Origin of the sequence: Novosphingobium indicum, assembly GCF_014645195.1 — a bacterium.
GTDB classification, from domain to species: Bacteria; Pseudomonadota; Alphaproteobacteria; order Sphingomonadales; family Sphingomonadaceae; genus Novosphingobium; species Novosphingobium indicum.
Window position 1 is genome coordinate 74,834 of sequence record NZ_BMLK01000012.1, and the last position, 22,968, is coordinate 97,801.

Below are 22,968 nucleotides of genomic sequence, written 5' to 3' on the forward strand. Positions count from 1 at the left end.
ATCCTCTCCCGGGCTGCTTCCGGCCCCTTGACTTGCGCTTCGCACGGCGGGCGCCCTTGCCCGTCCGCCGCCCCCTCATGAGCGAGCGCTGGTATTGTCCTCAGGCCGCCTTCGCAGCGGGCCCGTGGTCGTATTCGGCCAGGAAGTGCAGCACTTCCTGCCGGTATTGATAGAACTTCGGATCATCGAGCAGCGCCTTGCGGTCACGCGGGCGCGGAAGATCGACCTTGAGAACCTTTCCGATGGTGGCGTTGGGACCGTTGGTCATCATCACCACCCGGTCAGCCAGCAGGATCGCCTCGTCGACATCGTGGGTGACCATGATCGCGGTCACCTTGGTGCGGTTCCACGTTTCCACCAGCACGTCCTGCAGATCCCAGCGCGTGAGGCTGTCGAGCATGCCGAAAGGCTCGTCGAGCAGCAGCAGGCGCGGGCTGAGGGCAAAGGCGCGGGCGATGCCGACGCGCTGGCGCATGCCGTTCGACATTTCCGCCGCCATCTTGTCCTTGGCATCGCCGAGCCCGACGCGGTCGAGGTAGTAGTCGACGATGTCGCGGCGCTCGGTCTTGCTCGCGTGCGGATAGACCCGCTCGACGCCCAGCGAAACGTTCTGGCGCGCGGTAAGCCATGGCATCAGGCTCGGCGCCTGGAACACCACCGCCTTGTCCGGCCCGGCGACATCGATCTCGCGATTATCGAGGACGATGCCCCCCGCGCTGATCTCGTTGAGGCCGGCTGCCATCGTCAGAACCGTGGACTTGCCGCAACCCGAGTGGCCGATCAGCGAGATGAACTCGCCCTTGTCCATTAGCAGGTTGAAGTCCTCGACTACGGTCAGCGGGCCCTTGGGTGTCGGGTAGACCTTGTTGAGCTTGTAGAATTCAAGGTAGCGCCGCTCGACCGCGGACTTGCCCGCCTCCAGATAGGCGCTGGGAAGTTCGGCTTCCTTTCTGGCCGCAAGAAGGTCCAGCGGCGTTACTTCGGGAAGCGCCACGCTGCTTTCGCCGACGCTGGAACCCGCTTCGTTGAGCGCGCCAAGATAGCCGACAATCTGCTTGCGCAAGTGCTGGTAATGCACATCGTCGTTGACGGCTTCCCGGTCGCGCGGGCGCGGCACGTCAACGGTGTAGATCTGCCCGATCCTGGCGGCAGGCGCGGGCGTGAGCACCGCCACGCGGTCGGCCAGCAGCAGCGCCTCATCGACATCGTTGGTCACGAGGATGATGGTGCGCTTCTCCTCCTTGCGGATGCGTTCGATCTCATCCTGCAGCTTGGCGCGGGTCAGTGCATCGAGGGCGGAAAGCGGTTCGTCGAGCAGCAGGATTTCCGGCTCCATGGCCAGAGCCCGCGCCACTGCCACACGCTGGCGCATACCGCCCGAAAGCTGCGCCGGCTTGCGGTCCATCGCATGGCCCAGACCGACCAGTTCCACTTTCTGCTTCACCAGCGCGGCCCGCTCTTCCTTGCTGCGGTCCTGATGGACGGCATCAACGGCGAGCGCGACATTCTTCTCCACCGTCAGCCAGGGAAACAGCGAGTAGGACTGGAAGACCAGACCGCGATCCTTGTCCGGCCCCTTGATCTGCTTGCCGCGCAGCAGGATCTCGCCTGCATCGGGCTCGATCAGCCCGGCGATCGAAGAGATCAGCGTGGTCTTGCCCGCCCCCGAGAAGCCGAGGATGGCAATGAACTCGCCTTCCTCGACATCGAGGTCGATGCCGTCGAGCACCTGCGTCTCTCCCCCGGCCTGACCGGTGTAGGACTTGGAGACACCCTTGAGCGAGAGGATCGTGGTCATGGTCTTATTCCCTTGCCGAGAGGCGATCAGGCGATGCGGTTGCGGCTGGCGAACTTCTCGACGCCCATCATGATCCGGTCGAGCAGGAAGCCGATCAGGCCGATCACGATCACCGCGAACATGATGCGGGCGAGCGACTGGCTGGAGCCGTTCTGGAATTCATCCCACACGAACTTGCCGAGGCCGGGGTTCTGCGCGAGCATTTCCGCAGCGATCAGCACCATCCAGCCCACGCCCAGCGAGAGGCGCATGCCGGTGAAGATGTAGGGCAGCGACGAAGGCAGCACGAGCTTGGTGAGCTTGGCGAACCAGCCCAGCTTGAGCACGCGGCCGACATTGAGCAGGTCCTTGTCGATCGAGGCCGTGCCCACTGCGGTGTTGATCAGCGTCGGCCACAGCGAGCAGAGCATCACCACCAGCGCGGAGATCACGAAGGCCTTGGGCAGGATCGGATCGACGCTGGAGATCATGGCCGAGATCACCATGGTCACGATCGGCAGCCAGGCGAGCGGGCTGACCGGCTTCATGATCTGCACCAGCGGATTGATCGCGGCGTTGAACATCGGCGAAAGACCGGCAGCCAGCCCGATGGGCACCGCGAAGACAGTGGCCAGAACGAAGCCGAGCGCCACGGTTTCAAGCGAGGTGATCACCTGGTCGAGGAAGGTCGGCGGCCCGGCATAGTCGAAGGCCATGGCCTGCGTGCCGGCAGCAATGCGGGCTTCCTGCGCGGCATAGAATTCCGCCTTGGCCTCGTTCGAAGCCTGCCATTCACCGAACAGCGAGGCGCCCTGTTCGGCGACCTCGACAGGCCCCGGCAAAGCGCCGAGCGAGGTATCGACCTGCGGGGCCAAGGCCGCCCAAAGCGCCAGGAAGGCAACAATCCCGAGGACCGGGGCAATCAGCCCCTTGCCGAATTTCGCAACCGCTTCCTGCAGCTTGCTGGAATAGGCTGCCGGTGCGGGCTGCGAGGACCGGCTCTTGGCTGCCGGCTTTTCGCTCGCTTTCACGGTCACTGTATTCTCCGTTTCGGTCTTAGCCAGGTCGGCAAATGCAGTTGCCATGGAAATTCTCCTCGGGATTAGGCTGCAATCAGTTTCCGGTCACGCCGGAAGCCGTCACGCGCTGGCCTTTCTTGAGGCCGATCTTGAGTTTGGCGAGATAGCCGTTGGGCTGCTTGCCATCGTAGGTGATGCCATCGATGAAGCCGCTCTGTTCGCCCCGGAAACCGTCGGTTTCGGGGATGGCCGCCGCAGGGATCTTGCCGTCTTCGGCAAGGCTCTTGGCCGCGGTCAGGTAGAGGTCGGGGCGATAGACGGCCTTGGCTTCGTCGAAATACCACTGATCGTCGTGGCCTTCGGGGATCTGCCCCCAGCGGCGCATCTGCGTCATGTACCAGATGGCGTCTGAGTAGAATGGATAGCCCGCGAACTTGTCGAAGAAGATGTTGAAGCCCGGCGCCTCGCGGGTATCGCCCGGTTCGAACGTGAACTTGCCGGTCATCGAAGCGGCGATCACGTCGTAGTCGGCGCCCACGTAGTTCGGCTGCGAGAGTATCTTCACCGCTTCGGGGCGGTTCTTGCCGCCATCGGCATCGAGCCACTGCTGGGCCCGGATGATGGCGCGCAGCATCGCCTTGGTCGTCGCCGGATACTTCTCGGCGAAGTCCTTGCGCAGGCCGAAGACCTTCTCCGGGTTGTCGTGCCAGATTTCGTCGTCGGTGATGATCGGCACGCCGATCTTCTTCTGCACCGCGGCCTGGTTCCACGGCTCACCCACGCAGTAGCCCTCGATGGTACCGGCTTCGAGCGTCGCGGGCATCTGCGGCGGCGGCGTGACCGAGAGCTGCACATCGGCATCGACCGTGCCGCCCACGTCGCCGGGCGTGTAGAAACCGGGGTTCAGACCGCCGGCGGCAAGCCAGTAGCGCAGTTCGTAGTTGTGGGTGGAGACCGGGAAGACCATGCCCATGTTAAAGGGCTTGCCCTGCTGCTTGAAGCTGGCCACGACCGGCTTCAGCACCGAGGCCGAAATCGGGTGCTTGGGCTTGCCGCCTTCCATCGGCAGGTCCGGCTTCACCATGCTCCAGACCTTGTTGGAAACGGTGATCGCGTTGCCATTGAGATCGAGGCTGAGCGGGGCGATGAGGTCGGCCTTGGTGCCGTAGCCGATGGTCGCGGCGATCGGCTGTCCGGCGAGCATGTGCGCGCCGTCGAGCTGTCCGCCGATGACGCCGTCGAGCAGAACCTTCCAGTTCGCCTGCGGCTCCAGAGTGACGTTCAGGCCCTCTTCGGCGAAAAATCCCTTTTCCTTGGCGATGGCGAGCGGGGCCATGTCGGTGAGCTTGATGAAGCCCAGCTTGAGAACGGGCTTTTCGACCGCTCCGGCGGCTGCCGCAGCCGCCGCATCACCCGAAGGCGCATCGCTCTTGCTCCCGCAACCTGCCAGCGCAACGCTCGCCAGCAGCGCCACAACCGCTGCCCTGCGCGTAAAACCAAAACCCCGATTCATGCTCATCGAAACCAACCCCAAGTCCCCTGCGACAAACACGAAAAAACCGCCTCGACGCACGTCCCTCAGGGACTACATCGGGCGGCTGCGTTGCCACTGATTGCTGAAAGCACAGACCGGTTCTGATCCGCTCCCATCCTTGGGAGGCACCGTCCTGTGTTGCTCTTTATTTAAGCGATTCGCTGGTTTGGCGTAAAGCCCTTTTTTGCAGCGCAGCAGCGAAAAGATTTCAGGGCAGGCCTGAAAGATACCCTTCGATGTCATTCGGATCGAACACCACGCCATCGAAGAAAGTATTTTTTTCCAACATGATGGACCCCTGCTGCGTACCCACCACAGTCGATGATTCGAGGCTGCCCTCGACCTTGGAACTGGCGCCCGGAAGCGGCGCTCCGGTCCCCAAAAGTGCACTGCGGTACACATCGGGGCGGAACACGCCGGCCGCCTTGCGGCACTCCTCGACGTCGAACGGCGTCCCGTCCCAGCGCACCATCTGGGTGTAGAGCCACTCGGCCTGGCTGACCCACGGAAAGTTCGCCGCCTCCCGGTGCTGGAACATGAAATCGGGGTAGTGAACCAGCGGCCCCTCACGGGCGATGAGAAGCTGGTCGGAGATCGCCTTGCGGATCAGATCGGCCGAGCCGTCGAGGTACTCCGGACGGGCCAGGATATCGGCATTGCTATCCCAGTTCTCGGGATCGACGAAGTGTTCGCCGGCCCGGCACAGGGCCCGGATAAGCCGTTCGACAACCTCGCGTTTCTCCTCAAGAACGTTCTGGCGCATGGCCAGCACCTTCTCCACACCGCGGCGCCATATCTGGGCGGTGGACAGGACGATTTCCCCCACGCCGCGCGACACCGCCACGCTGTTCCAGGGTTCGCCCACGCAGATGCCATCGACCTCGCCCTGCTTGAGCGCATCGGCGCAGAACGGCGGCGGCACGGTGGAGATATCAACGTCGTGATCGGGCCGGATGCCGCATGCGGCCAGCCAGTACCGCAGCATGTAGTTGTGGCTCGAATAGCGATGAACGACACCGAACGTCAGCGGCTTGCCGGCCTTGAGCCGGTCAGCCGCAATCGTCTTGAGCGCCGCGCCCACTTCGACAGGAGATCCGATACCGCCTTCGCCTCTGACCTGACGCGCAAGCTCCGGGCGCAAAGTGATCGCGTTGCCATTGAGGCCCAGCACGAAAGGCGCCGAAAGCGGCTGCGCCGGCCGGCCTCGCCCCAGCGTTGCGGCAATCGCCAGCGGCGCGATCATGTGCGCGGCATCGCTGTGCCCGTAGAGCAGCCGGTCGAGTACCGTTGCCCAGCTCATGTCCTTGACCAGCCTCAGCGAGACGCCCGCTTCCTCGGCAAAGCCATGCTCATGCGCGAGGATCGGCAGGCAAGCGTCAACCAGAGGCAGGAACCCGATTGTCAGCTCGGTATTCACGTCGATCGATCCCCCAGACTTTCCGGTGCCATCAGCCGTTCCCCATCAGCTTGTGGGCGGTCACGATGGCCTCGGCAATATCGGCGATGCGCTTGCCCTGATTCATCGCCGCCTTGCGCAGTTCGGCATAGGCCTTGGGCTCGGGCACCCCCTTGCTATCCATAAGAATACGCTTTGCCTTGTCGATGGTCTCGCGCTCGGCGAGCTTGCCCTTTGCGTCGGCAAGGTCCTGCTGGAGGCGCGAGAAGGCATTGAAACGCCGCACCGCAAGATCGAGGATCGGCCGGATCCGGCCCGGTGCCAGACCGTCGACGACATAGGACGAGACCCCGGCCTCCACCGAAGCGGCGATCGATTCATCATCCGATTCGTCGACGAACATCGCGATGGGCCGCTGCAGCGCCCGGCTGACTGCAAAATACTCTTCCAGCACGTCGCGCGAGGGGTTCCCCAGGTCCATTAGCACGATATCGGGCGCGATTTCCCCGATGCGTGCCAGCAGTCCGCGCCGCTCTGTCACCACGAACAGTTCGCAATCATCGAACGTGGCCAGCCCCTCCTGAATAATGGAGGCGCGCGCGGCACTTTCGTCGATGATGGCAATGCGCATGGCGAGCTTTGTGCAGCGCAACAGCGCCCGTGGCAAGAGCCCTCGATGAATGGCCATCCCGCCACAATGCACCCGAAACGGAGCGAGTTCGCATAAACGCTACAAGCCCTTGCCACTAAACTGCTGCCCAGAGCCGCGGAGCCGGGAACCCGCCGACCGCGGGCAATGTCCCTCCTGTTCGGGAGCCACGCCTTGCACCGCACAAAAGCCCCCGGCCATTCTTTTCAGACATCTGGCGCGATACCGGGCTCCTGCCCGCATGCTTGATCCGGCTCCTGCCGAGCCTCCCGGCGTGATCCTCGTTTTGGGCGGCGGCATTGCCGGGCTTGCTGCCGCGGACAGGCTCTCCCGCGCAGGCTGGCGCGTCCGGGTGATCGAGCGCGCGCCCCGCCCAGGTGGGATGCATCAGGCCTACACCATCGGTGGCTACACCTTCGACGCCGGATCGATCTTCTACGAGGAAAACGCCGCCCTCTTCGATCTGGCGCCCGGATTGCGCGACATGTGCCCTTCCGTATCACGCCGGCAACGGCGCATCGCGCCCGACGGGAGCGTCCGCCACTATCCCTTCGAATCGCGCGAATTGCGCGGCCAATCCGCTTTGGCTCTGGTCCGTATGCTGATCGACCTGCTCTGGTCGAGACTCGCCGTGCCCCGCGACGGGACTCTGGACGCCATCGCACGCAAGCGGCTTGGTCGGCGCCTTTTCGAGCAGACTGGCCTTGCCGCCTACATCACGCGGTTTCACCATGTGTCACCTCGCGAGATCGACGAAACCTTCTTCTTCCACCGCATGGCTTTTGTCGCCCGCGCGTCGCGGCTGCGGAATCTCATCCCTTTCCTGCTGCGGACAAGGACGCGGCCGCGACCATCGCTGCGTGTCCGCCCGCACGAAGGGTTCGCACCGCTTTTCAACAGCATCGTGAAGCGCCTGGCAGCGCAGGGCGTGGCCTTCCGTTTCGGCGAAGAGCTGCTGTCGCTACAGCGCGAAAGCCGGTTGTTTCTGGTGCGCACCACTTCCGGAATCTGCCGCGTCGAGGCCGTGGTCAGCACCATTCCGCTCGACAGTCTGCACCGCGCGCTGTTCGGCACATCGAGCGGCCTCGTGTCGCTGGACATGACCACGCTTTTCCTCTCCGCCGCCAGTCTCGACAGCGGGTTGGGCAACGTTCTCTACAATTTCCACGGTTCGGGTGAGTGGAAGCGCGCGACGATCTATTCCCGCATTTACGCCACCCCACAAACAGACCGCGAATTTCTGGCTGTCGAAACGACAATCCCGCCTGGAGGACACCACGATCCGCAGCGCGCCTTCGAGGCCTTTCGCGCGCATATGGACAGCCTTGGCCTTGCCAGTGACCTCAGGCTGGAAGGGAATGTTCGGGTCGAGAACTGCTACCCCCTCTACCGGCACGGCTCGAGCGGGACGATTGCCCGCGTCATCGAGCGGATTTCACGGACCGGCATCGTCCTCGCGGGCCGGCAAGGCCGCTTCGAATATCTGCCCACATCCAGCGGCGTGATCCGGCGTGTAGTCGAAGAACTGGACGCTGCTGCGCTGCCCGCCTTCCAATCAAGTCCAGCGACATGAGGCGCCGATGACCGAACTGCTCACTGCCGACCGGCAATGGAAGGCTCAAGACGTTCAGCCTCCCTCACTCTCGACCGGTCACAGCCCTGCCCGGGTTCGCATCTTCAATGTGAAGTACAGCCCGAACCTCGGCGACGGGTTGCTCGGCGAATGCCTTGAACGGGCCCTGATCGATTGCGGTGCATCGCCGGACACGTGGTCGGTCGATCTGGCGGGACGGACCTCTTACGCTGCGGGCACGCAGGCCCGATCGATGCAGCTGCGCGTTCTAGGGGCCATTCCGGCTCCCCTGCGGCGCCTGGCGGTGCGCGCGCCGCTCGCCATTCAATCGCGCCGCAAGTGGCAACCGCACTACGGCAAGGCGCTGGACGAAGCCGACTGCATGGTGATCGGCGGCGGCAACCTGATCACCGATCTCGACCTCAATTTCCCGACCAAGCTTGCGCTCGCCGTCGAGGAAGCCGCCCGCCGCAATTTCCCCGCATTTCTCTATGCCTGCGGCGTGTCGGGAAACTGGAGCCCGAAAGGCCAGACCCTGCTGCGATCGGCACTCGATAAGAAGGTCATTCGCCGCGTTTTCGTGCGGGATGAACGCTCGTGGCAGCTCTGGAATCGCCTCGCCGGGATCGCCCATGGCCTCGAAGCCACTGTCGTTCGCGACCCCGGCCTCCTCGCGTCCGAACGCTATGACCTGCCGGTTCAGCTCGGGAATGCAGACAGGCCGACAATCGGCATCAATGTAACCAGCCATCTGGCTCTGCGATATCACGCCGATGATCCCCCTTCCGCCAAGGCGCTGAACGACTGGTATCTGGACCTATCGCGGGCCCTGATCGCCAAGGGTTGCCGCATCGCGGTCTTCACCAACGGCACGCCCGAAGACCGAGCCTATGCCGCACGATTGCGACCGGCCTTCGCTGCGATGGGCGATTGCGGGACCGTCAGCTTCCCGGAGGCTTGCACCCCCGGGGAGCTGACGCGCGTGATTGCCGGGCTCGATGGACTGGCCGCGTTCCGCATGCATGCCGTGATCGCCGCCTATTCCTGCGGTGTGCCCTTTCTTGCTCTGACCTGGGACCCCAAGCTCGACAGCTTCGTGCGGTCGGTGGACCGCGACGCATGGCTGTGCCAGCCGGTTCAGACTGCGGGCGCTGTTGCCGCAGACCGGCTGATAGCAGCCACACAGCAAGGCATCCCGGAGGCCGAACGCAAGCTGGCGATCGCGCAGGCCCGGCGCGACGTCGCCATGCTCCATGCGGAAATCGCCAACGCCGTGGCCCGACCATGAAGCGACGCGCTCTGCCCTTGCTTCTGTGTCTTGCCGCAACCGCCGGTTCCGCCTCGCCTCCAGCCTCGCCTCCGGCCTTGCGACCCGGTGCAATTCGCCTCGGCGGAGCATCCAACTTCTCGCAAGGATGGAGTGAGGACACCCGGCAGGCCACCCTCAAACTGAAAGTGCCCCGCCTGCGCGACAGCATTCGCTGGGCCGAGGTCGAGCGCACGCCGGGACGCTTCACCTTCGACAAGCCCACGACGACATGGCCGGACCGCTTTGCCGGCACAGGTGTTGCGATCACGCTGACTCTCAACTGGGGCAACCCGCTCTACGATGACGGCAAGACCCCGCATTCGCCGCAGGCGCTGGCCGCATTCGGTCGCTTTGCCGCTGCCACGGTCGCACGGTTTCCGCAGATCGACACGCTGGAGATCGGCAACGAGGTCAACGGCCAGAACTTCGTGAACGGCCCCGTCCGCGACGCCGGTTTGCCGGACCGTGGGCGCTATCACCTCGCCATGGTGCAAGCAGCGGCTGAGGCAGTCAACAAGGTACGGCCCGACGTGCAGGTTATCGGCGGCTCCACCCATTCGCTGCCCGCCGGTTTTCTCTGGCCCCTGCTGGAGCGCCCCGGAGCCTCGGCCATCGAAGGGCTGGCGCTCCATCCCTACACCACGCCGATCGACCAACTTCCCGCGCAAATCGGCTTCCTGCGAGGCCACGGCCGCGTCCGCCGCTTGCCTCTCTACATCACCGAATTCGGCAGCGAGGACCCGCGCCGCGCTGCGGACGATCTCGTTCGTGGCTACACCATGCTCGCCGCCCTCGGCATCACCGAGATGGACTGGTACCCGCTCAACGAGCGCGGCGACGGCATGGTCCCGCTGATCCGCCGCGACGGAATGCTGACAGCGGCAGGTGAGGCATTTCGCTTCGTGCAGACGCGGTTGCGCGGGCGGGCAGTGCGTAATGTCAGCCCCGATCCGTTCACATTCGCTTACACCTTCGGAGAGGACATCGTGGTTGTCTGGGGCGCGGCGCGGCCTCTCGCGGTCGATCCCGCAACAGTCCGGGTCTTCGATGCTCGCGGCGGGCGAGTCTCGCTCGGCCAGCTCGAATTGGCCGGGGACCGCGCCCTGATCCTGACCGGCACCGGTGTAACGGCGTCCGCCACATCCTATCGGCTGGGATGCTCCCCCCTGCTGGCCGACAGCTTCTACCAGTTCGCCTACCCGGACGCCGGGACAGCACGCGCGAAGCAGGACGGTTTCGAACGCTTCCTTCGCATCGATGGACGCGAAATGCCCTTATCCGTGATGCCCGGCCAGCAGCACCGGGCGGTGCCCTGGACACCCTATCTTGGACACGCAGATCTGCGGGATTTGCGCCTGACAGCCGAAACAATGCTCCCCGCCGTCAAGGGCGGCGACGGCGCAATTGTTCACCGCTTTCGTGCCGATCGCGACAGCGCTTTACGGCTGGTCGCCACTTTCGCGGTCTCAAACAAGTCTACCGACGGCATATCCGTAAGCCTTGCCCGGAATGGCCGCACGCTCCTGACGCGTTCAGACACGGCGCCCATCCGCATCGACCACAAGATCGCGCTACGAAAAGGCCAATCGGTCGCGGTCGCCCTCTCTCCTCGCAAGAGTACGCGCGGCGACACGACCCGCTACCGCATCCAGGTGTTCGACGCCGACAAGTGCAAGCCTCACCGCTGATCGATTCGCGCTCGCCGCTCGCAGTGATCGGCGTTGCGGGTGAGAAATCGTCGACCAAAGACCCGGCAATTCGCACCGAACTGCGGACCTTGTTGCAGATTTTCCACGCGCCGCGCCGACCCGGAGATCCGCATTTATCCTTAGGCGACTGACCGGAGAAGCCTGTCGCTGCCGCATTTCGAACGGCACGGCCGGAGAGCGCCTCGGTCCATGGTTAACACTTTCGGACGTGCGCCATTGCAATCGTTACCAATTGCACCGCACCGCCTTTAAGCCGAATGCTAGGTATATGTATTCGCCCTTATAAAATATGAATAATATCCAAATACTGAAGCGTACTTCTTGGTTTACAGGCCTTAACCACGTTAATTCGTAAGCGGTTAAACGAACACCCGATAGCCGAAATCCGGACGCGGAAATCCGCGCCTGAATGCAAAACAAGATCAAAAATCGCTAGAGCTACGGGATCGCTTCATGACCAAGACGTATACGCCCCTGCCGACTGGCGGGGTGATTGCACCTGCATATTTCTACAATGATACTTATGAAAAGAAGCAATGGTATCTCGATGGGTCGCCACTTTCTGACTTGAGTATTGATGTTTACTCTGGCTGGAAAGACTACGACGGGACGGGCGTGAAGATCGGCGTCATCGATTCCCAGATCGACTTCCGGCACAGCGACCTGAGCAAGGCCTATGACACGTCGCTGGACTATAATTTCGCGCTCGGAACCGGCCAGATCAGCATCACCGACAGCACCGTGCCGTATTATCACGGCACTGCGGTCGCCGGCATCATCGCTGCGGAAGCGAACAACGCCAATGGCACGGCAGGCATTGCCTCGGGCGCGACGCTGGTCGGGCTGGGTATCGACTATGAATCGGGCGATGTCGTCGGGCAGATCGTCTCGGCCCTGAAGGCATCGGCCAGCCTCGACGTCGTCAACAACAGCTGGAGTTTCGTCTCCAATTTCGACGACGACTTCAACCGCCATCCCGAATACGGAGAAGCTCTCGAATACGTCGCAGAGCATGGGCGCGGTGGTCTCGGCACTTCGGTCGTGTTCGCCGCCGGCAATTCCGGCTCGGGCGGCTCGTCGAACTATCACAACTTCCAGAACTCGCCCTTCACCATCGCTGTCGGCGCAGTCGATCCGGACGGCTCGCCCTCCTCGTTCACGAGCCTGGGGGCCAATGTCCTGATCTCCGCCGCCGGGCGCGATGTCTTCACGACGACGATCAAGGATCGCTATGCCGACTACAACGGCACATCGTTTGCCGCACCGGCCGTGACTGCGGCCGTCGGCCTCATGCTCGAAGCCAATCCCGACCTGGGATACCGCGACGTCCAGCAGATCCTCGCCTACTCGGCGCGGCGCGATGGCCTGTCCGACGATGCCAACTTCGGCGACGGCTGGCGCACCAACGGCGCGACAAACTTCAACGGCGGCGGCCTGCACTTCAGCGATGCGTTCGGATATGGCTTCCTCAATGTCCACGACGCGGTTCGCCTCGCCGAGACCTGGACCAAGCAGCAGACCTACGCAAATCTCGCCAGTGTCAGCCAGTCGGTGGACATCGACCAGACGCTTGTGGCCGGCTCGAAGGACCATGCCTCTGCAACGATCGAGGTGGGCCAGAACATCGCCATCGAACATGTCCAGGTCGCGCTCGACCTGCGCTGGGCGGACACCGGCGACCTCGACGTCTATCTGACGTCACCCGACGGCACCACCGTGCGCCTGGTTTACGACCTGCCCTACGGAGATCGCGCCGGAGGCCTGCGCAACTTCGTGTTCGATTCCGTCGCGTCGCTCGGTGAGCAATCGGCCGGCACCTGGACCATCGACGTCTACAACCGCAATCCGCAGGCCACCGAAAAGGACGGCACGGCCATGTCCGGCCTGTTCCAGGACGCCACGATCACGATCACCGGCAGCAAGCAGGCCATGGCCGACGACACCTACGCCTATACCGACGAATTCGGCATGCTCTACAGCGGCAGCGACCTCGCCGCGCGCAGCACCCTGAAGGATACCGACGGCGGGATCGACACGATCAATGCCGCAGCCGTCACCGCGGGCTCGTTCATCGACCTGTCTGGTGGCATGAAAAGCAAGATCGCCGGGATCACGCTTGCTGTCATGGCCAACACCATCGAGAACGCGTTTTCCGGCGACGGCAAGGATACCCTGATCGGCAGCAAGGCCGACAACGTGCTACGCGCCGGACGCGGAGACGACACGATCTACTTCTCGTTCGGCAACGATGTGCTGGACGGCGGGCAAGGCAACGACCGCCTGATCGTGGATGCCAGCTTTGGCAGCATCACCGGTCGCGTCGACAGCGACGGCGCGATCACGATCTCGCTGCACGCCGAGGGCGTTTCCACCATCGCCGGCATCGAGACCTTCGTGTTCTCCGACGCCACCTATAGTTATGGCGACCTGCTGCAGATGTTCGAACATGGCGGCATTTCCATACCCCCGGTTGAGAACCGTCCCGAGCCTGACCCAGATCCCGAGGTGCCCGATAACGGCGATACGGAGCAAGGCAACGGGGAGGACCAAACGACTTCGCCGCAGATACCGGGCTCGTTCGACGAAACGACACGCCACTATGACAACAGCTTTTCCGGCGGCAACGCAGGGGAGAAGATGAAGGGAGGCGCAACGGCCGACCGGATCGACGGGAAGGGCGGCGACGACAAGTTGCTCGGCTATGCCGGAGACGACGCGCTCTACGGCGGCACCGGCGATGACCGCCTCTCGGGCGGCACCGGGCATGATTTCCTCGATGGCGGTTCCGGTGCCGACAGACTGTTCGGCGATGCCGGCAACGACAAGCTCCTCGGTCTCGACGGAGATGACCTGATCAAGGCCGGTGCAGGCGATGACTGGATAGAGGGCGGCGCAGGCCGCGACCGACTGTTCGGTGGGGATGGCGCCGACACGTTCGTCTTCGACATTGCCGATCTGGATGCGACCGATGTGATCTACGACTTCGACGCGGACGAAGGCGACCGCATCCTGATCCGGGGCCTTTCAGGCAACAGCACGGCCACCTTCGAATTCGAACGGCACGGCAGCAGCACGTCGCTCGAAATGCACCTTGACGGCGAGACCTTCGAGATCGCGCGCATCAAGGGCGACGGCATCGAGCACCTGGACACCGCGATGAGCATGAGCACTATCGAACTCGGCATCCTGATCGCCTGACGCGCTGCCACGATCGGCCGCAAGGCAGTCTGATGGGTGGCCGTTTCTGCGGCAGGGGCTCCGGCAATCCGGAGCCCCTTTTTCGTGCAAATTCTTCACCGAACAGCCCCGGAGCGGGACGAACAGGGCGAAGGCTGAGATAAAGTGCATCCGATATGAAGGCATCGGTCCGATCCGCACAGATCAAAAATTCCACAATGACATTAAATGTCATTCAGACCTTCAAGACAACACTTAAATATAAATACCTACCTTACATCCGTTACAGACATTCCTTTAGTTAACATCAAACAGCATAGGTATTACTAACGTTGCCAAGCATTACCGCCACTCCGTATCAGTAACGCACCTCAAGAGAGGCTCGATTCGCCGATAAGAACAACAGGGTTGCCGGCAACACGTGATCGAGAGCGCCATTCGTGGCGTGAATGGACACAGGGCAGCAAACTGAAAGGAAGTTCTGATGGCAGTGATTGGTCCAAATTCCGACGGCGAAATCGTCGGGGGCACGGCAGATGCGGATGTGATCGATGCAGGCGGTGGCACCGACGTTGTTCGCGCCGAAGGTGGGGACGACGTGGTCTACGGGGGTGCCAACCGCGACCGCCTATATGGCGGAGACGGCGACGACTACATCGACGGTGAGGGATCGAACGACAAGATCGATGGCGGCGCCGGTAACGATACCCTCCTCGGCGGCGGGCAGAACGATCGCATCTATGGCGGCGACGGCGACGACACGATCATCGGCGGCGATGACGACGACGTTCTCTACGGCGACAACGCCGGCGACGGCAATGACGCCGAAGGCGGCGCCGACACCTTCGTATTCGATGCCGATGACGGCACGGACAAGGTGTTCGACTTCGAGCACGGCATCGACAAGGTCATGCTGACTGACGGCGGTTCCTATACGCTCGCATTCAACGGTTCGGGCGACACGATCCTGACTTACGGCGCGACGACCGTCACCTTCTTCGACGAAATTCTCGACGCCAGCGATATCCTGGTGGCCTGACACCAAGTGGACGTACCCCCGTACGACCGCAAAGAACGGGGCGTGGACTGTCTGCCGCGCCCCGTTTTTCCTTGGCAGGCGATCTTCGGAACGGATCACCTCCGTTTCCGAGCTTCCTCCTTTTCCGGCCGCAGGCAACCAACGGTATCGTGCCTGCCAGCTACCCGCTTAGGTCAGGGAGGAATGCATTGAACGTCCACGCCGAGCATCATCCCGCTTCCAAGCCATATGCGCCGATGCAGTCCTCCGCAGGGCCCAATCTCTTCATTATCGGTGCCTCGAAATCGGGATCGAGCGCTCTGCATGCCTATCTCGCCGAACATCCCGACATCTGCATGAGTTCGGAGAAGGAACCGTGCTTCTTCGTCGATCAGGCCCATCTGCAATCCGCATGGCCGATCATGGCGCGGCGTCCGTGTTCGCACGACAAGGATGCGTACCTCGCGCTTTGGGATGACGGTGGGCAAGCTCGCTATCGCGGCGAAAGCAGCGTCTACTATTCGCAGGCCCCGCATCGCGGCGATGTCGCTGCCAGCATCGCCGCTGCCTGTCCGCAGGCACGGATCCTCTACACCGTTCGCGAGCCGGTGACCCGCGCCATCGGTCACTACTGGCAGCGCTACAAGGAATTCCAGGAGCCGCTGGACATCGAAGCCGCCGTGCGCACCAATCCGCTCTATCGCGACACCTCTGATTATGCGTTGCAACTGCAGGTCTACCGCAAGCATTTCGATCCATCGCAAATCCACGTGATCATTGCCGAGGACTTGCGCTCGAAGCGGCTGGAAACCCTGTCACAATGCTTCGACTGGCTAGGTCTTCCACCTCTCGCCTTCACGGCCTCGCAACTGGCGGACAAGCACCGCTCTCCGCCCACGAGCCGTCGTCAGCGCTTTCCCTTCGTCAGCACTATTCGCAATTCAGGCACCTGGGCCATGGCCCGCCGATACTTGCCTGAGATAGCCGTCCAGCGATTGCGCGCTTCCGCCACTATGTCGTTCGACAAGAAGCAGGTCGATGACAGCGCAGCCCGTGCCTATCTGGTCGAATATCTGGCGCCGCGCCGGGCCGAGTTCGAAGCCATGATCGGGCGCCGGATTACGGCCTGGGATGCGGCCTAGGCAGCGTCTTCACACATGACGGCGATACCCATCGTTCTGTTCTGGACGCTTGCACTCCATGGTCTGTTCAGCCGCAAGCCGATGCTGGTCTACCTCTTCTTCGCCACAATGCCGGTCGGTGCCTTCGCTGTCATCCCGACGTCCCTGACCGGAGGGCTGACGTTCACGCCGACACCCGTGATTGCGCTGCTGCTGATCGCCCGCACTTTCTCCGACCGTGATGGCCCCGCAGCCTTTCTCGCCCTTGCCTTGTTGCCGCACCGGCTGATGCTGCTCACGCTCTTCTGGGCCGCTGCAGCAGTGACGACGCTGTTCATGCCCCGCCTTTTCGCAGGTAAAGTCATGGTTGTGCCAATACGCGGCATCGTAAGCGCTGCTGCCCCCTTGCAGCCGAGTGCGCAGAATGTCTCGCAATTTGCCTATCTCTCTATCGCGATCCTCTCCGTCTTCGCCTTTGCAAGAATCCTTCGGTCGGCGGACATCCGGCAGCACGCACTCAAGGCCATGTGCCTGGGCGGCGGTATTGCCGTCCTGACCGGCCTGCTGGACTTCGCCAGCCAGTTTCTGCCAATCACGCCGGCGCTGGAGCCATTTCGCACGGCCAGCTACGCGTTGCTCACCGACATCGAAGTGCTCGGAGGCAAACGGGTCGTCGGCCTGATGCCCGAAGCCTCGTCCTACGGTGGCCAGTGCCTCGCCTTCCTGAGCGCCCTCTACTTCTACCGCCGCGCTATCGCCGATGGCCGGGTGCGCGAGATCTACGTTCCCGTCGTGCTCTGCCTGCTCGTGGTCTGCGCATGGCTGTCGACATCCACCGGCACCTACGTTGGCGTGGCCGTGTTCTTTCTGGTCGCAGCGCTGGAATGGTTCCTGCGGATCAACGCCGACGAACGCAGCGGTGCCGTACACCGTCGCACGCTGGGTGCCGAAACCACCGCAGCGGTCAGCTTGTTCATCCTGATCGGTATTCTGGCGATCGTACAGCCGCATATATTCGACCCTGTGCAGTCGATGGTCCAGCGGATGATCCTGGAAAAGCAGGAATCCACTTCGTTCACCGAACGCGGCATGTGGCGGACAGTCGCAACCGCTGCCCTTTCCGCAACCCATGGGCTCGGCGTGGGACTGGGCGGCACGCGGTCCTCCAGCAGCGTCATCGCCATATTCGCCTGCACCGGGATCATCGGCGGTTTGCTGTTCTACGGTTTCGTGCTGCAATGCCTGCTGCGCCAAGTCGCCGACCGAGAGCCAGAGCAGCGTATCCTGCTCTCGGCGTTCCGGTTCTCCTTCCTCCCCACCTTCGCCATTTCGCTGATGGTCGGCGACGCGATTTTCGGCGGTTTGACGGCTTTCGGGCTAGGCTTGGCCACGGCTCTTTCGGGACAGACAAATCCGCGATCAGTCCGGTGGTACGATTACCAGTCTTCCGAAAGTTCCCGCTCGAACGACTGCCTGCGCCGTTCCATGAGCCAGATGAACGCGTAGAGTAGGAGCCAGATCGGCCAGAGCAGTGCGTCGCGCCTGTCTCTCTGGCGCCGGCCCGGCAATGGCACCGGGCCCTGAATTCCAGCGAACCACTTTGCAGTCACGGACCAGCCGATCGCGTACAGCACTGCGGCGCTCAGCACCGTCTCAAGCATCGCGATGCCCTCCTACATTTCCAGGATCTTGCGAGGGTCCACACGGCCGCGCAGACAGTCAGCCACGGCCAGCACATTGCCTAGCAGGCGCCCCCGGCGGTCGACAAGCGGCTCGGGCTTCACGCTTCGCAGCGCATTGGCGAAGAGGTTCTTCGACATCAGGCGATTGCCAAAGTCGGCCCGCATGGTCCCCTTGCGCTTGAGATAGATAATGTTCGCAACCTGCGAATATCCCAGCCGCTTCCCCGAAGTCCGACCACCGCTGACGCCCAGATGCACGCCGGTTACGCTCGATGCCGCGATCATCCGCCCGCGCCGGCCAAGACGATTGGTGAAATCGACATCTTCCTGCCAACCGTAGAGCGGCAGGTTCTCGTCGAAACGCAGCCCGTCGGCGGCGGAGACGCGGATCGCCATGTTGCAGCCGTAAAGCTCATGGCGCTCGGTGATCGCGGGCGGAAAGGTGTGCTCTCTACCCGCAATGATCGCCTGCGCTTCCTCGATCGAATATCCGCCCCTCAAAACGCCGTCGGCCAGCAGATCGCCGGTAATTCCCACGAGTTTCGGGTTCACTCTGAAAAGCGCCTCGACAATGGCCAGATAATCAGGTGCCGGAATGAAATCATCGTCGAAGAAGACGATCACATCCGCGCGGTCTTGCAGAGCATCAAGAGCCCGGTTGCGCTGGCGGCATAACCCTTTTTCACCAAAGAGGACTTCCGGCGCCCCTCGCGCCTGATCCACGCCTGCAACATCCTGCGGTGTAACACTCGATACGACAATGCCATCGGCAGGCCGCGATTGATCAGCCAGAAAATCGATCGTGCGACACACCAGTTCCGCCCGGCCTATGGTCGCAATGACAACGAATATCCGCACGCTACGCCTCCCTGGGCACCAGCACACTACGCCGGATCTGCCTGAGCCCCTTCTTGAGCCAGAGCTGCAAGGGCCGCTCGACGGCCATGGCAAATAGTCCGGCGAGCACTGTGCAGGCAGCCGCTGTCAGCAGCACGGCGAGCACGGGCGACAGGCCTGTCCGGTAGGCCAGCCCCAACAAATACCCGCCGGTAATCTGATTGATCAGATAGAGCGGATAGGTCAGCAATCCGGCGACAGTCGCGAACCGCACAAACCGGGCGCCGGACCCCACCCGCATCAAGACGCAGGCGCTCATAAGCAGCGTCAGGATGCCCCAAGCCGCTGCGGCAAACGCGGGGTCCTGACCGAATGCGGAAACACCCAGGCTCGAGCGCGCGGCATAGTAGGTCGAGATCAGTCCCACCCCGAAATTGATCACGAACATGAGACTGTTCGCACCGACGCTGCGGCCCATGAATATCTGGTAGAGCGACGCGCCGGTAACGAAGTAGCAGTTCGTGGAAATCAGCGTGACCCGCAGCTTGTAGGAAGAGGCCGCGCCTGCAAGCCAATGGCCTGTCTTCCCGAGAGCTCCGGCTTCTCCGGCCAGTACAATGCACCAGAACACAAGGTTGAAGGCTGTCACCGCACCGGCAATCGCCGTTACCCGGCCTATCTTTCCCGCCTTGATGATGCCGAATACCACCGCATAGAACAGAGCCTCCGTCACCAGCGTCCAGACCGCGCCATCGACCCACGGCCCGACCGGAAACAGGACCATGGAGCGCAGAAAGCGCGGGGTGAGCTCGGCGACCGACAAGACCCCGCTCGCGAGCATCACCAGGCCCGAAAGCACCGTGAAGAACCACAGGGCCGGCACGATGCGGGTAAAACGCCCGATCAGAAAATCGGAGGCGGACTTGTCCTGCGCCGACATCAGGATGACGAATCCGGAGATCACGAAAAAGATCTGCACGCCGATCCAGCCCAAGCTGGCCCACACCACGGCGTCCGCAAACACCACTGGCGTGCCCACCACCGCCCGGATGCCTCGGCTGCCCTCTTCGGCCCAGGACATGAAGACCAGATGGTAGAACATCACGGCCTGCGCCGCCGCCAGTCGCATCACGTCCAGCGAAGCGATCTCGCGGGTACGAGCGGTCATCGGGCTTCCTCCCCGGAAGTACAAGCAACAGGCTGCGCGTGCGCCTCGGCGATGACCTGGCGATATTGGAATAGGATCTCGTCGGCCCACTCCTGCTCGCTGTTGCACAACTCGCGATAGCGAGCGTGTCCGGCCTGCGACATGGCTGCCACCCAGCCGTCATCCGCATGCATCGCCGTCATGCACGATGCAAAGGCAGGTACATGGGCGGTATTGATCGCCTTTCCAAAACCAGCACGCTGAATTTCATCGGCCATCAGCGAGCGCTCGCTGAGGATGACCGGGACGCCCGAACCGATCGCTTCCAGCGCGACCAGACCAAAGGGTTCCGCCCAGCGGCTCGGCATCACGGCGATCCGCGCCTGCGAAAGCGCCCGCGCCACGCCCATCCGGTCCTGACGGCCAAGAAACACGGCGCGCGGGTTCAACTGGCGGACACGCTCGACTTCGCTGCCCTCGCCCACGAAGGTAATTGGCACGCCTGCCCTGTCCGCCGCCCTGGCTGCGAGATCCGCTCCCTTTTCGGCCGAAATGCGGCCGATGAAGACAATGCCCCGGTTCGCTTCCGCACGCACCCGCTCGGCGCAGGGGGGCGACACCGGATTGCGCACGGCAACCAGATTCTCAGCAGGCCATTGTGCGGCGACGAAATGCCTTCGCTGCTCCGGATGGATCAGCAGCACGCGTGCGGCACCGCCGGGGCCACCCATAAGCCACCGCCGCAACCCTTCACGGCCCGAACGCCAGAGCTTGTGCGCATGCGAGGCCTTGTCGCACTGGGTGCGCAGACAGGCTTTCGAAAGCGGCGTCAGGCAGCATTCGCGTTCGGTGCGGTAATTGAAGAAAGCACCGTTCGGGCAGCCATTGAAATAGTCGTGCCCATGCAGGATCAACCGGTCGCGCACGTCCTGCAGCGCCCCGAAAACCGCCGGTGTCAGCACTTTCGACCAGCCATGCAGATGATAGACAGTGCGAGGGGTATCGTTGCGCCGGATCCACTCCCTCACCCGGACAAAAGCCGCATGGTTGAAAAACCCGGCGCTAAACGCCCCGATCTTCGACCTCTCCAACAATGCCTTGCCGTGCAGAGGCACGAATTCGACGTCGTCACGATGGAAATTCGCTCCGGCATCGCCTGCGAAGAACGTCACCGGCAAACCCCGTTCACGCAGACGCGCGATCAGGACCTGCACAAGGTAGGAAGCACCGCCGAGTGCCTCGCTGAAGTCATGCAGCAGCACCACGCGCTCGGGGCGGCTGGAATGCGGAAAAGGTTCGTGCCGCATCGCGCGCCTCAAAAGTAGCGCTGGTCTATGCGGACCGTATCGCCCGGCAGAACCGTCGCCCCGCTCGTCAGCTTGTAGGCGCTCTCCTCGGCGTCATCGACATGGCGAATGTAGACGACTTTCTCGTTCGCCCGGTATGTGAAGCCGCCCGCCTTGGCGACGAGCGCATGCACCGTCATCCGGTCGCTGTAGCCGTATTCGCCTGGCTTCTGCACTTCGCCCAGAATGTAGATCGGCCGGTAGCTCACGACGTCGAGATTGATCCGTGCGTCACGCACGTATTCCTTCCGCAGCGTCGCTGCCAGTTCGGTGCGCAATTGCGCCAGCGTCTTGCCGGCCGCCTGCACATCGCCAACCATAGGCAAGCCGATCGTACCCTGATCGCTGATCACATATTCACCGGAGATCGTGTCTTCGCGAAAGACATCGAGTTTCAACCGGTCTCCGCGAGACAGCCGGTATTCCACGATGCTGGCGCTCGGAAGCGTCATGCTGGCGGTCGAGGCACACCCCATCAGGAGAGCGCAGCCGACAAGGCCAATAGTGCGAAACAGCATGGAAGACCTTCCTTTGAACAGTGGTTTCATGGTGTCATGCGACCTTTCGGGAGGCGTGGCCTGAATGGAATTCCAGCGCCTCGCGTATTCCGGCAGCGAAAGCCTGGGGCGAGAACCGGGCGGCATTCGATACTGCCACCTCAGGATCGAAGCTCGGCAGCCACGCATCGAAGCGGTGCAGGCATTCGCAAAGCGCGTCCGCTGTCTGCTGGTGAAAGAAGAGGCCGGTCCGGCCATCGACGATGGAATCGAGCACCCCGCCGCGCCCGAAGGCAATCACAGGGCGGCCGCTGGCATTGGCCTCCACCGGCACGATCCCGAAGTCTTCTTCCGGCGTGAAGACGAGTGCCCGGCAGGTGGCATAGGCGCGCTTGAGTTCGTCGAAAGAGAGGCGTTTGCGGACTTCGACATTCGGGCCAGCGCGGGTCTGGACATAGTCGAACATCTCTCCGTCACCGACCATCAGCGCGGGAACGCCGAGCCGGTTGAACGCCTCCAGCGCCACGTCCGCCCGCTTGTAGGGGGTCATCTGGCTGATCCAGAGGTAACGATCGGTCACATCGCCCGCAGGCTTGAAGGCATCGACCGCGACGGGCGGATGCACGACCCGCGCCTCACGGCCCCAGACCTTGCGGATGCGCTGCGCGATGAAATGGCTGTTGGCCACGATCCCGTCGACGCGACTGGCCGAATTGACATCCCACTGGCGCAAGCGATGGAAAAGCGCCGGCATCAGGGCGCGGCTGACTGTCCCGGCAGTGGCCTTGTAGTCGTGATAGTGGTCCCACAGGTACCGCATGGGTGAGTGGCAGTAGCAAAGGTGCAGCGCGTCGGGACGCGTGATGATCCCCTTGGCCGGCCCGGACTCACTGCTGATGACGAGGTCGTATTCGCGCAGATCGAGTTCCTCGAGCGCCATGGGCATAAGCGGCAGATATTTCTGATAATGCCGCCGCGCACCGGGCAATCGACCGATGAAGGTTTCGCGTACATTCGCGGCCCGGATCTTCTCCGAGACCTTGTCCGGGTCGTAGACATGGGTGAACACGTCCGCTCCCGGAAACATGTCCAGCAGCTGTTCCAGCACGCGCTCGCCGCCGCGCATGGCAATCAGCCAATAGTGCACGAGGGCCACGCGCGGCGCAGCGGCAGGGGA

The 22,968-nt window shown here is 62.9% G+C and carries 17 protein-coding genes; 7 read left to right on the forward strand and 10 right to left on the reverse strand.

Annotated features, from left to right (window positions below):
• Positions 1 to 100: 100 nt before the first annotated feature.
• From IEX64_RS13645 to IEX64_RS13665, 5 genes are all read right to left on the reverse strand, one after another.
• Positions 101 to 1,798 carry an ABC transporter ATP-binding protein gene (locus IEX64_RS13645; RefSeq protein ID WP_188820225.1) on the reverse strand — a complete coding sequence of 566 codons (1,698 nt, stop codon included), beginning with the start codon at positions 1,796 to 1,798 and terminating at the stop codon, positions 101 to 103.
• A gap of 26 nt (positions 1,799 to 1,824) precedes the next feature.
• Positions 1,825 to 2,862: an ABC transporter permease gene (locus tag IEX64_RS13650; protein ID WP_188820227.1), complete on the reverse strand. Its 1,038-nt coding sequence runs from the start codon at positions 2,860 to 2,862 to the stop codon at positions 1,825 to 1,827.
• A 28-nt stretch (positions 2,863 to 2,890) separates the two neighbouring features.
• On the reverse strand, positions 2,891 to 4,315 hold the full coding sequence (locus IEX64_RS13655) for a CmpA/NrtA family ABC transporter substrate-binding protein (RefSeq protein ID WP_229710320.1): 1,425 nt from the start codon (positions 4,313 to 4,315) through the stop codon (positions 2,891 to 2,893).
• Between the two features lie 223 nt (positions 4,316 to 4,538).
• Positions 4,539 to 5,747 (reverse strand): ABC transporter substrate-binding protein, encoded by a 1,209-nt coding sequence (locus tag IEX64_RS13660; RefSeq protein ID WP_188820230.1) that lies wholly within the window; start codon positions 5,745 to 5,747, stop codon positions 4,539 to 4,541.
• A 31-nt stretch (positions 5,748 to 5,778) separates the two neighbouring features.
• Complete coding sequence (locus tag IEX64_RS13665) at positions 5,779 to 6,357, reverse strand: ANTAR domain-containing response regulator (protein WP_188820232.1); 579 nt, start codon at positions 6,355 to 6,357, stop codon at positions 5,779 to 5,781.
• A gap of 259 nt (positions 6,358 to 6,616) precedes the next feature.
• On the opposite strand from IEX64_RS13665, the gene IEX64_RS13670 reads away from it, so the two are divergent.
• From IEX64_RS13670 to IEX64_RS13700, 7 genes are all read left to right on the forward strand, one after another.
• On the forward strand, positions 6,617 to 7,948 hold the full coding sequence (locus IEX64_RS13670; RefSeq protein ID WP_188820234.1) for an FAD-dependent oxidoreductase: 1,332 nt from the start codon (positions 6,617 to 6,619) through the stop codon (positions 7,946 to 7,948).
• Positions 7,949 to 7,955: 7 nt separating this feature from the next.
• Entirely contained in the window at positions 7,956 to 9,236 is a 1,281-nt protein-coding gene (locus IEX64_RS13675) for a polysaccharide pyruvyl transferase family protein (protein WP_188820236.1), read from the forward strand.
• Entirely contained in the window at positions 9,233 to 10,945 is a 1,713-nt protein-coding gene (locus tag IEX64_RS13680; RefSeq protein WP_229710322.1) for a hypothetical protein, read from the forward strand. The genes IEX64_RS13675 and IEX64_RS13680 overlap by 4 nt, the downstream gene beginning before the upstream one ends.
• 474 nt (positions 10,946 to 11,419) lie before the next feature.
• Positions 11,420 to 14,164, forward strand: coding sequence for a S8 family serine peptidase (locus tag IEX64_RS13685; RefSeq protein ID WP_188820238.1), 2,745 nt, complete (start codon positions 11,420 to 11,422; stop codon positions 14,162 to 14,164).
• Positions 14,165 to 14,627: 463 nt separating this feature from the next.
• Positions 14,628 to 15,182 carry a calcium-binding protein gene (locus tag IEX64_RS13690; RefSeq protein WP_188820240.1) on the forward strand — a complete coding sequence of 185 codons (555 nt, stop codon included), beginning with the start codon at positions 14,628 to 14,630 and terminating at the stop codon, positions 15,180 to 15,182.
• A 188-nt stretch (positions 15,183 to 15,370) separates the two neighbouring features.
• Positions 15,371 to 16,303: a sulfotransferase family protein gene (locus tag IEX64_RS13695; protein ID WP_229710325.1), complete on the forward strand. Its 933-nt coding sequence runs from the start codon at positions 15,371 to 15,373 to the stop codon at positions 16,301 to 16,303.
• A 15-nt stretch (positions 16,304 to 16,318) separates the two neighbouring features.
• Complete coding sequence (locus IEX64_RS13700) at positions 16,319 to 17,788, forward strand: hypothetical protein (protein WP_188820242.1); 1,470 nt, start codon at positions 16,319 to 16,321, stop codon at positions 17,786 to 17,788.
• Between the two features lie 167 nt (positions 17,789 to 17,955).
• On the opposite strand, the gene IEX64_RS13705 is transcribed toward IEX64_RS13700, so the two are convergent.
• From IEX64_RS13705 to IEX64_RS13725, 5 genes are read right to left on the reverse strand one after another with little or no spacing between them, the layout of a single operon-like run.
• Positions 17,956 to 18,822: a glycosyltransferase family 2 protein gene (locus IEX64_RS13705; protein ID WP_188820243.1), complete on the reverse strand. Its 867-nt coding sequence runs from the start codon at positions 18,820 to 18,822 to the stop codon at positions 17,956 to 17,958.
• A 1-nt stretch (position 18,823) separates the two neighbouring features.
• Positions 18,824 to 19,969 (reverse strand): acyltransferase family protein, encoded by a 1,146-nt coding sequence (locus IEX64_RS13710; RefSeq protein ID WP_188820245.1) that lies wholly within the window; start codon positions 19,967 to 19,969, stop codon positions 18,824 to 18,826.
• Positions 19,966 to 21,255, reverse strand: coding sequence for a glycosyltransferase family 4 protein (locus tag IEX64_RS13715; protein WP_188820248.1), 1,290 nt, complete (start codon positions 21,253 to 21,255; stop codon positions 19,966 to 19,968). The genes IEX64_RS13710 and IEX64_RS13715 overlap by 4 nt, the downstream gene beginning before the upstream one ends.
• Positions 21,256 to 21,263: 8 nt before the next feature.
• Positions 21,264 to 21,812, reverse strand: a complete 549-nt coding sequence (locus tag IEX64_RS13720) for a polysaccharide biosynthesis/export family protein (RefSeq protein ID WP_229710328.1) — start codon at positions 21,810 to 21,812, stop codon at positions 21,264 to 21,266.
• Between the two features lie 34 nt (positions 21,813 to 21,846).
• A complete protein-coding gene (locus IEX64_RS13725) occupies positions 21,847 to 22,917 on the reverse strand; it encodes a glycosyltransferase (protein ID WP_188820375.1) in 1,071 nt (356 codons plus the stop codon).
• Between the last annotated feature and the right edge of the window lie 51 nt (positions 22,918 to 22,968).

What these genes read in the sequence shown, in the direction of transcription:
- IEX64_RS13645 (WP_188820225.1), bottom strand. Translation starts at nt 1,798, where the DNA reads ATGACCACGATCCTCTCGCTCAAGGGTGTCTCCAAGTCCTACACCGGT.
- IEX64_RS13650 (WP_188820227.1), bottom strand. Translation starts at nt 2,862, where the DNA reads ATGGCAACTGCATTTGCCGACCTGGCTAAGACCGAAACGGAGAATACA.
- IEX64_RS13655 (WP_229710320.1), bottom strand. Translation starts at nt 4,315, where the DNA reads ATGAGCATGAATCGGGGTTTTGGTTTTACGCGCAGGGCAGCGGTTGTG.
- IEX64_RS13665 (WP_188820232.1), bottom strand. Translation starts at nt 6,357, where the DNA reads ATGCGCATTGCCATCATCGACGAAAGTGCCGCGCGCGCCTCCATTATT.
- IEX64_RS13670 (WP_188820234.1), top strand. Translation starts at nt 6,617, where the DNA reads ATGCTTGATCCGGCTCCTGCCGAGCCTCCCGGCGTGATCCTCGTTTTG.
- IEX64_RS13675 (WP_188820236.1), top strand. Translation starts at nt 7,956, where the DNA reads ATGACCGAACTGCTCACTGCCGACCGGCAATGGAAGGCTCAAGACGTT.
- IEX64_RS13680 (WP_229710322.1), top strand. Translation starts at nt 9,233, where the DNA reads ATGAAGCGACGCGCTCTGCCCTTGCTTCTGTGTCTTGCCGCAACCGCC.
- IEX64_RS13685 (WP_188820238.1), top strand. Translation starts at nt 11,420, where the DNA reads ATGACCAAGACGTATACGCCCCTGCCGACTGGCGGGGTGATTGCACCT.
- IEX64_RS13690 (WP_188820240.1), top strand. Translation starts at nt 14,628, where the DNA reads ATGGCAGTGATTGGTCCAAATTCCGACGGCGAAATCGTCGGGGGCACG.
- IEX64_RS13700 (WP_188820242.1), top strand. Translation starts at nt 16,319, where the DNA reads ATGACGGCGATACCCATCGTTCTGTTCTGGACGCTTGCACTCCATGGT.
- IEX64_RS13710 (WP_188820245.1), bottom strand. Translation starts at nt 19,969, where the DNA reads ATGACCGCTCGTACCCGCGAGATCGCTTCGCTGGACGTGATGCGACTG.
- IEX64_RS13715 (WP_188820248.1), bottom strand. Translation starts at nt 21,255, where the DNA reads ATGCGGCACGAACCTTTTCCGCATTCCAGCCGCCCCGAGCGCGTGGTG.
- IEX64_RS13720 (WP_229710328.1), bottom strand. Translation starts at nt 21,812, where the DNA reads ATGCTGTTTCGCACTATTGGCCTTGTCGGCTGCGCTCTCCTGATGGGG.
- IEX64_RS13725 (WP_188820375.1), bottom strand. Translation starts at nt 22,917, where the DNA reads ATGCGCGGCGGCGAGCGCGTGCTGGAACAGCTGCTGGACATGTTTCCG.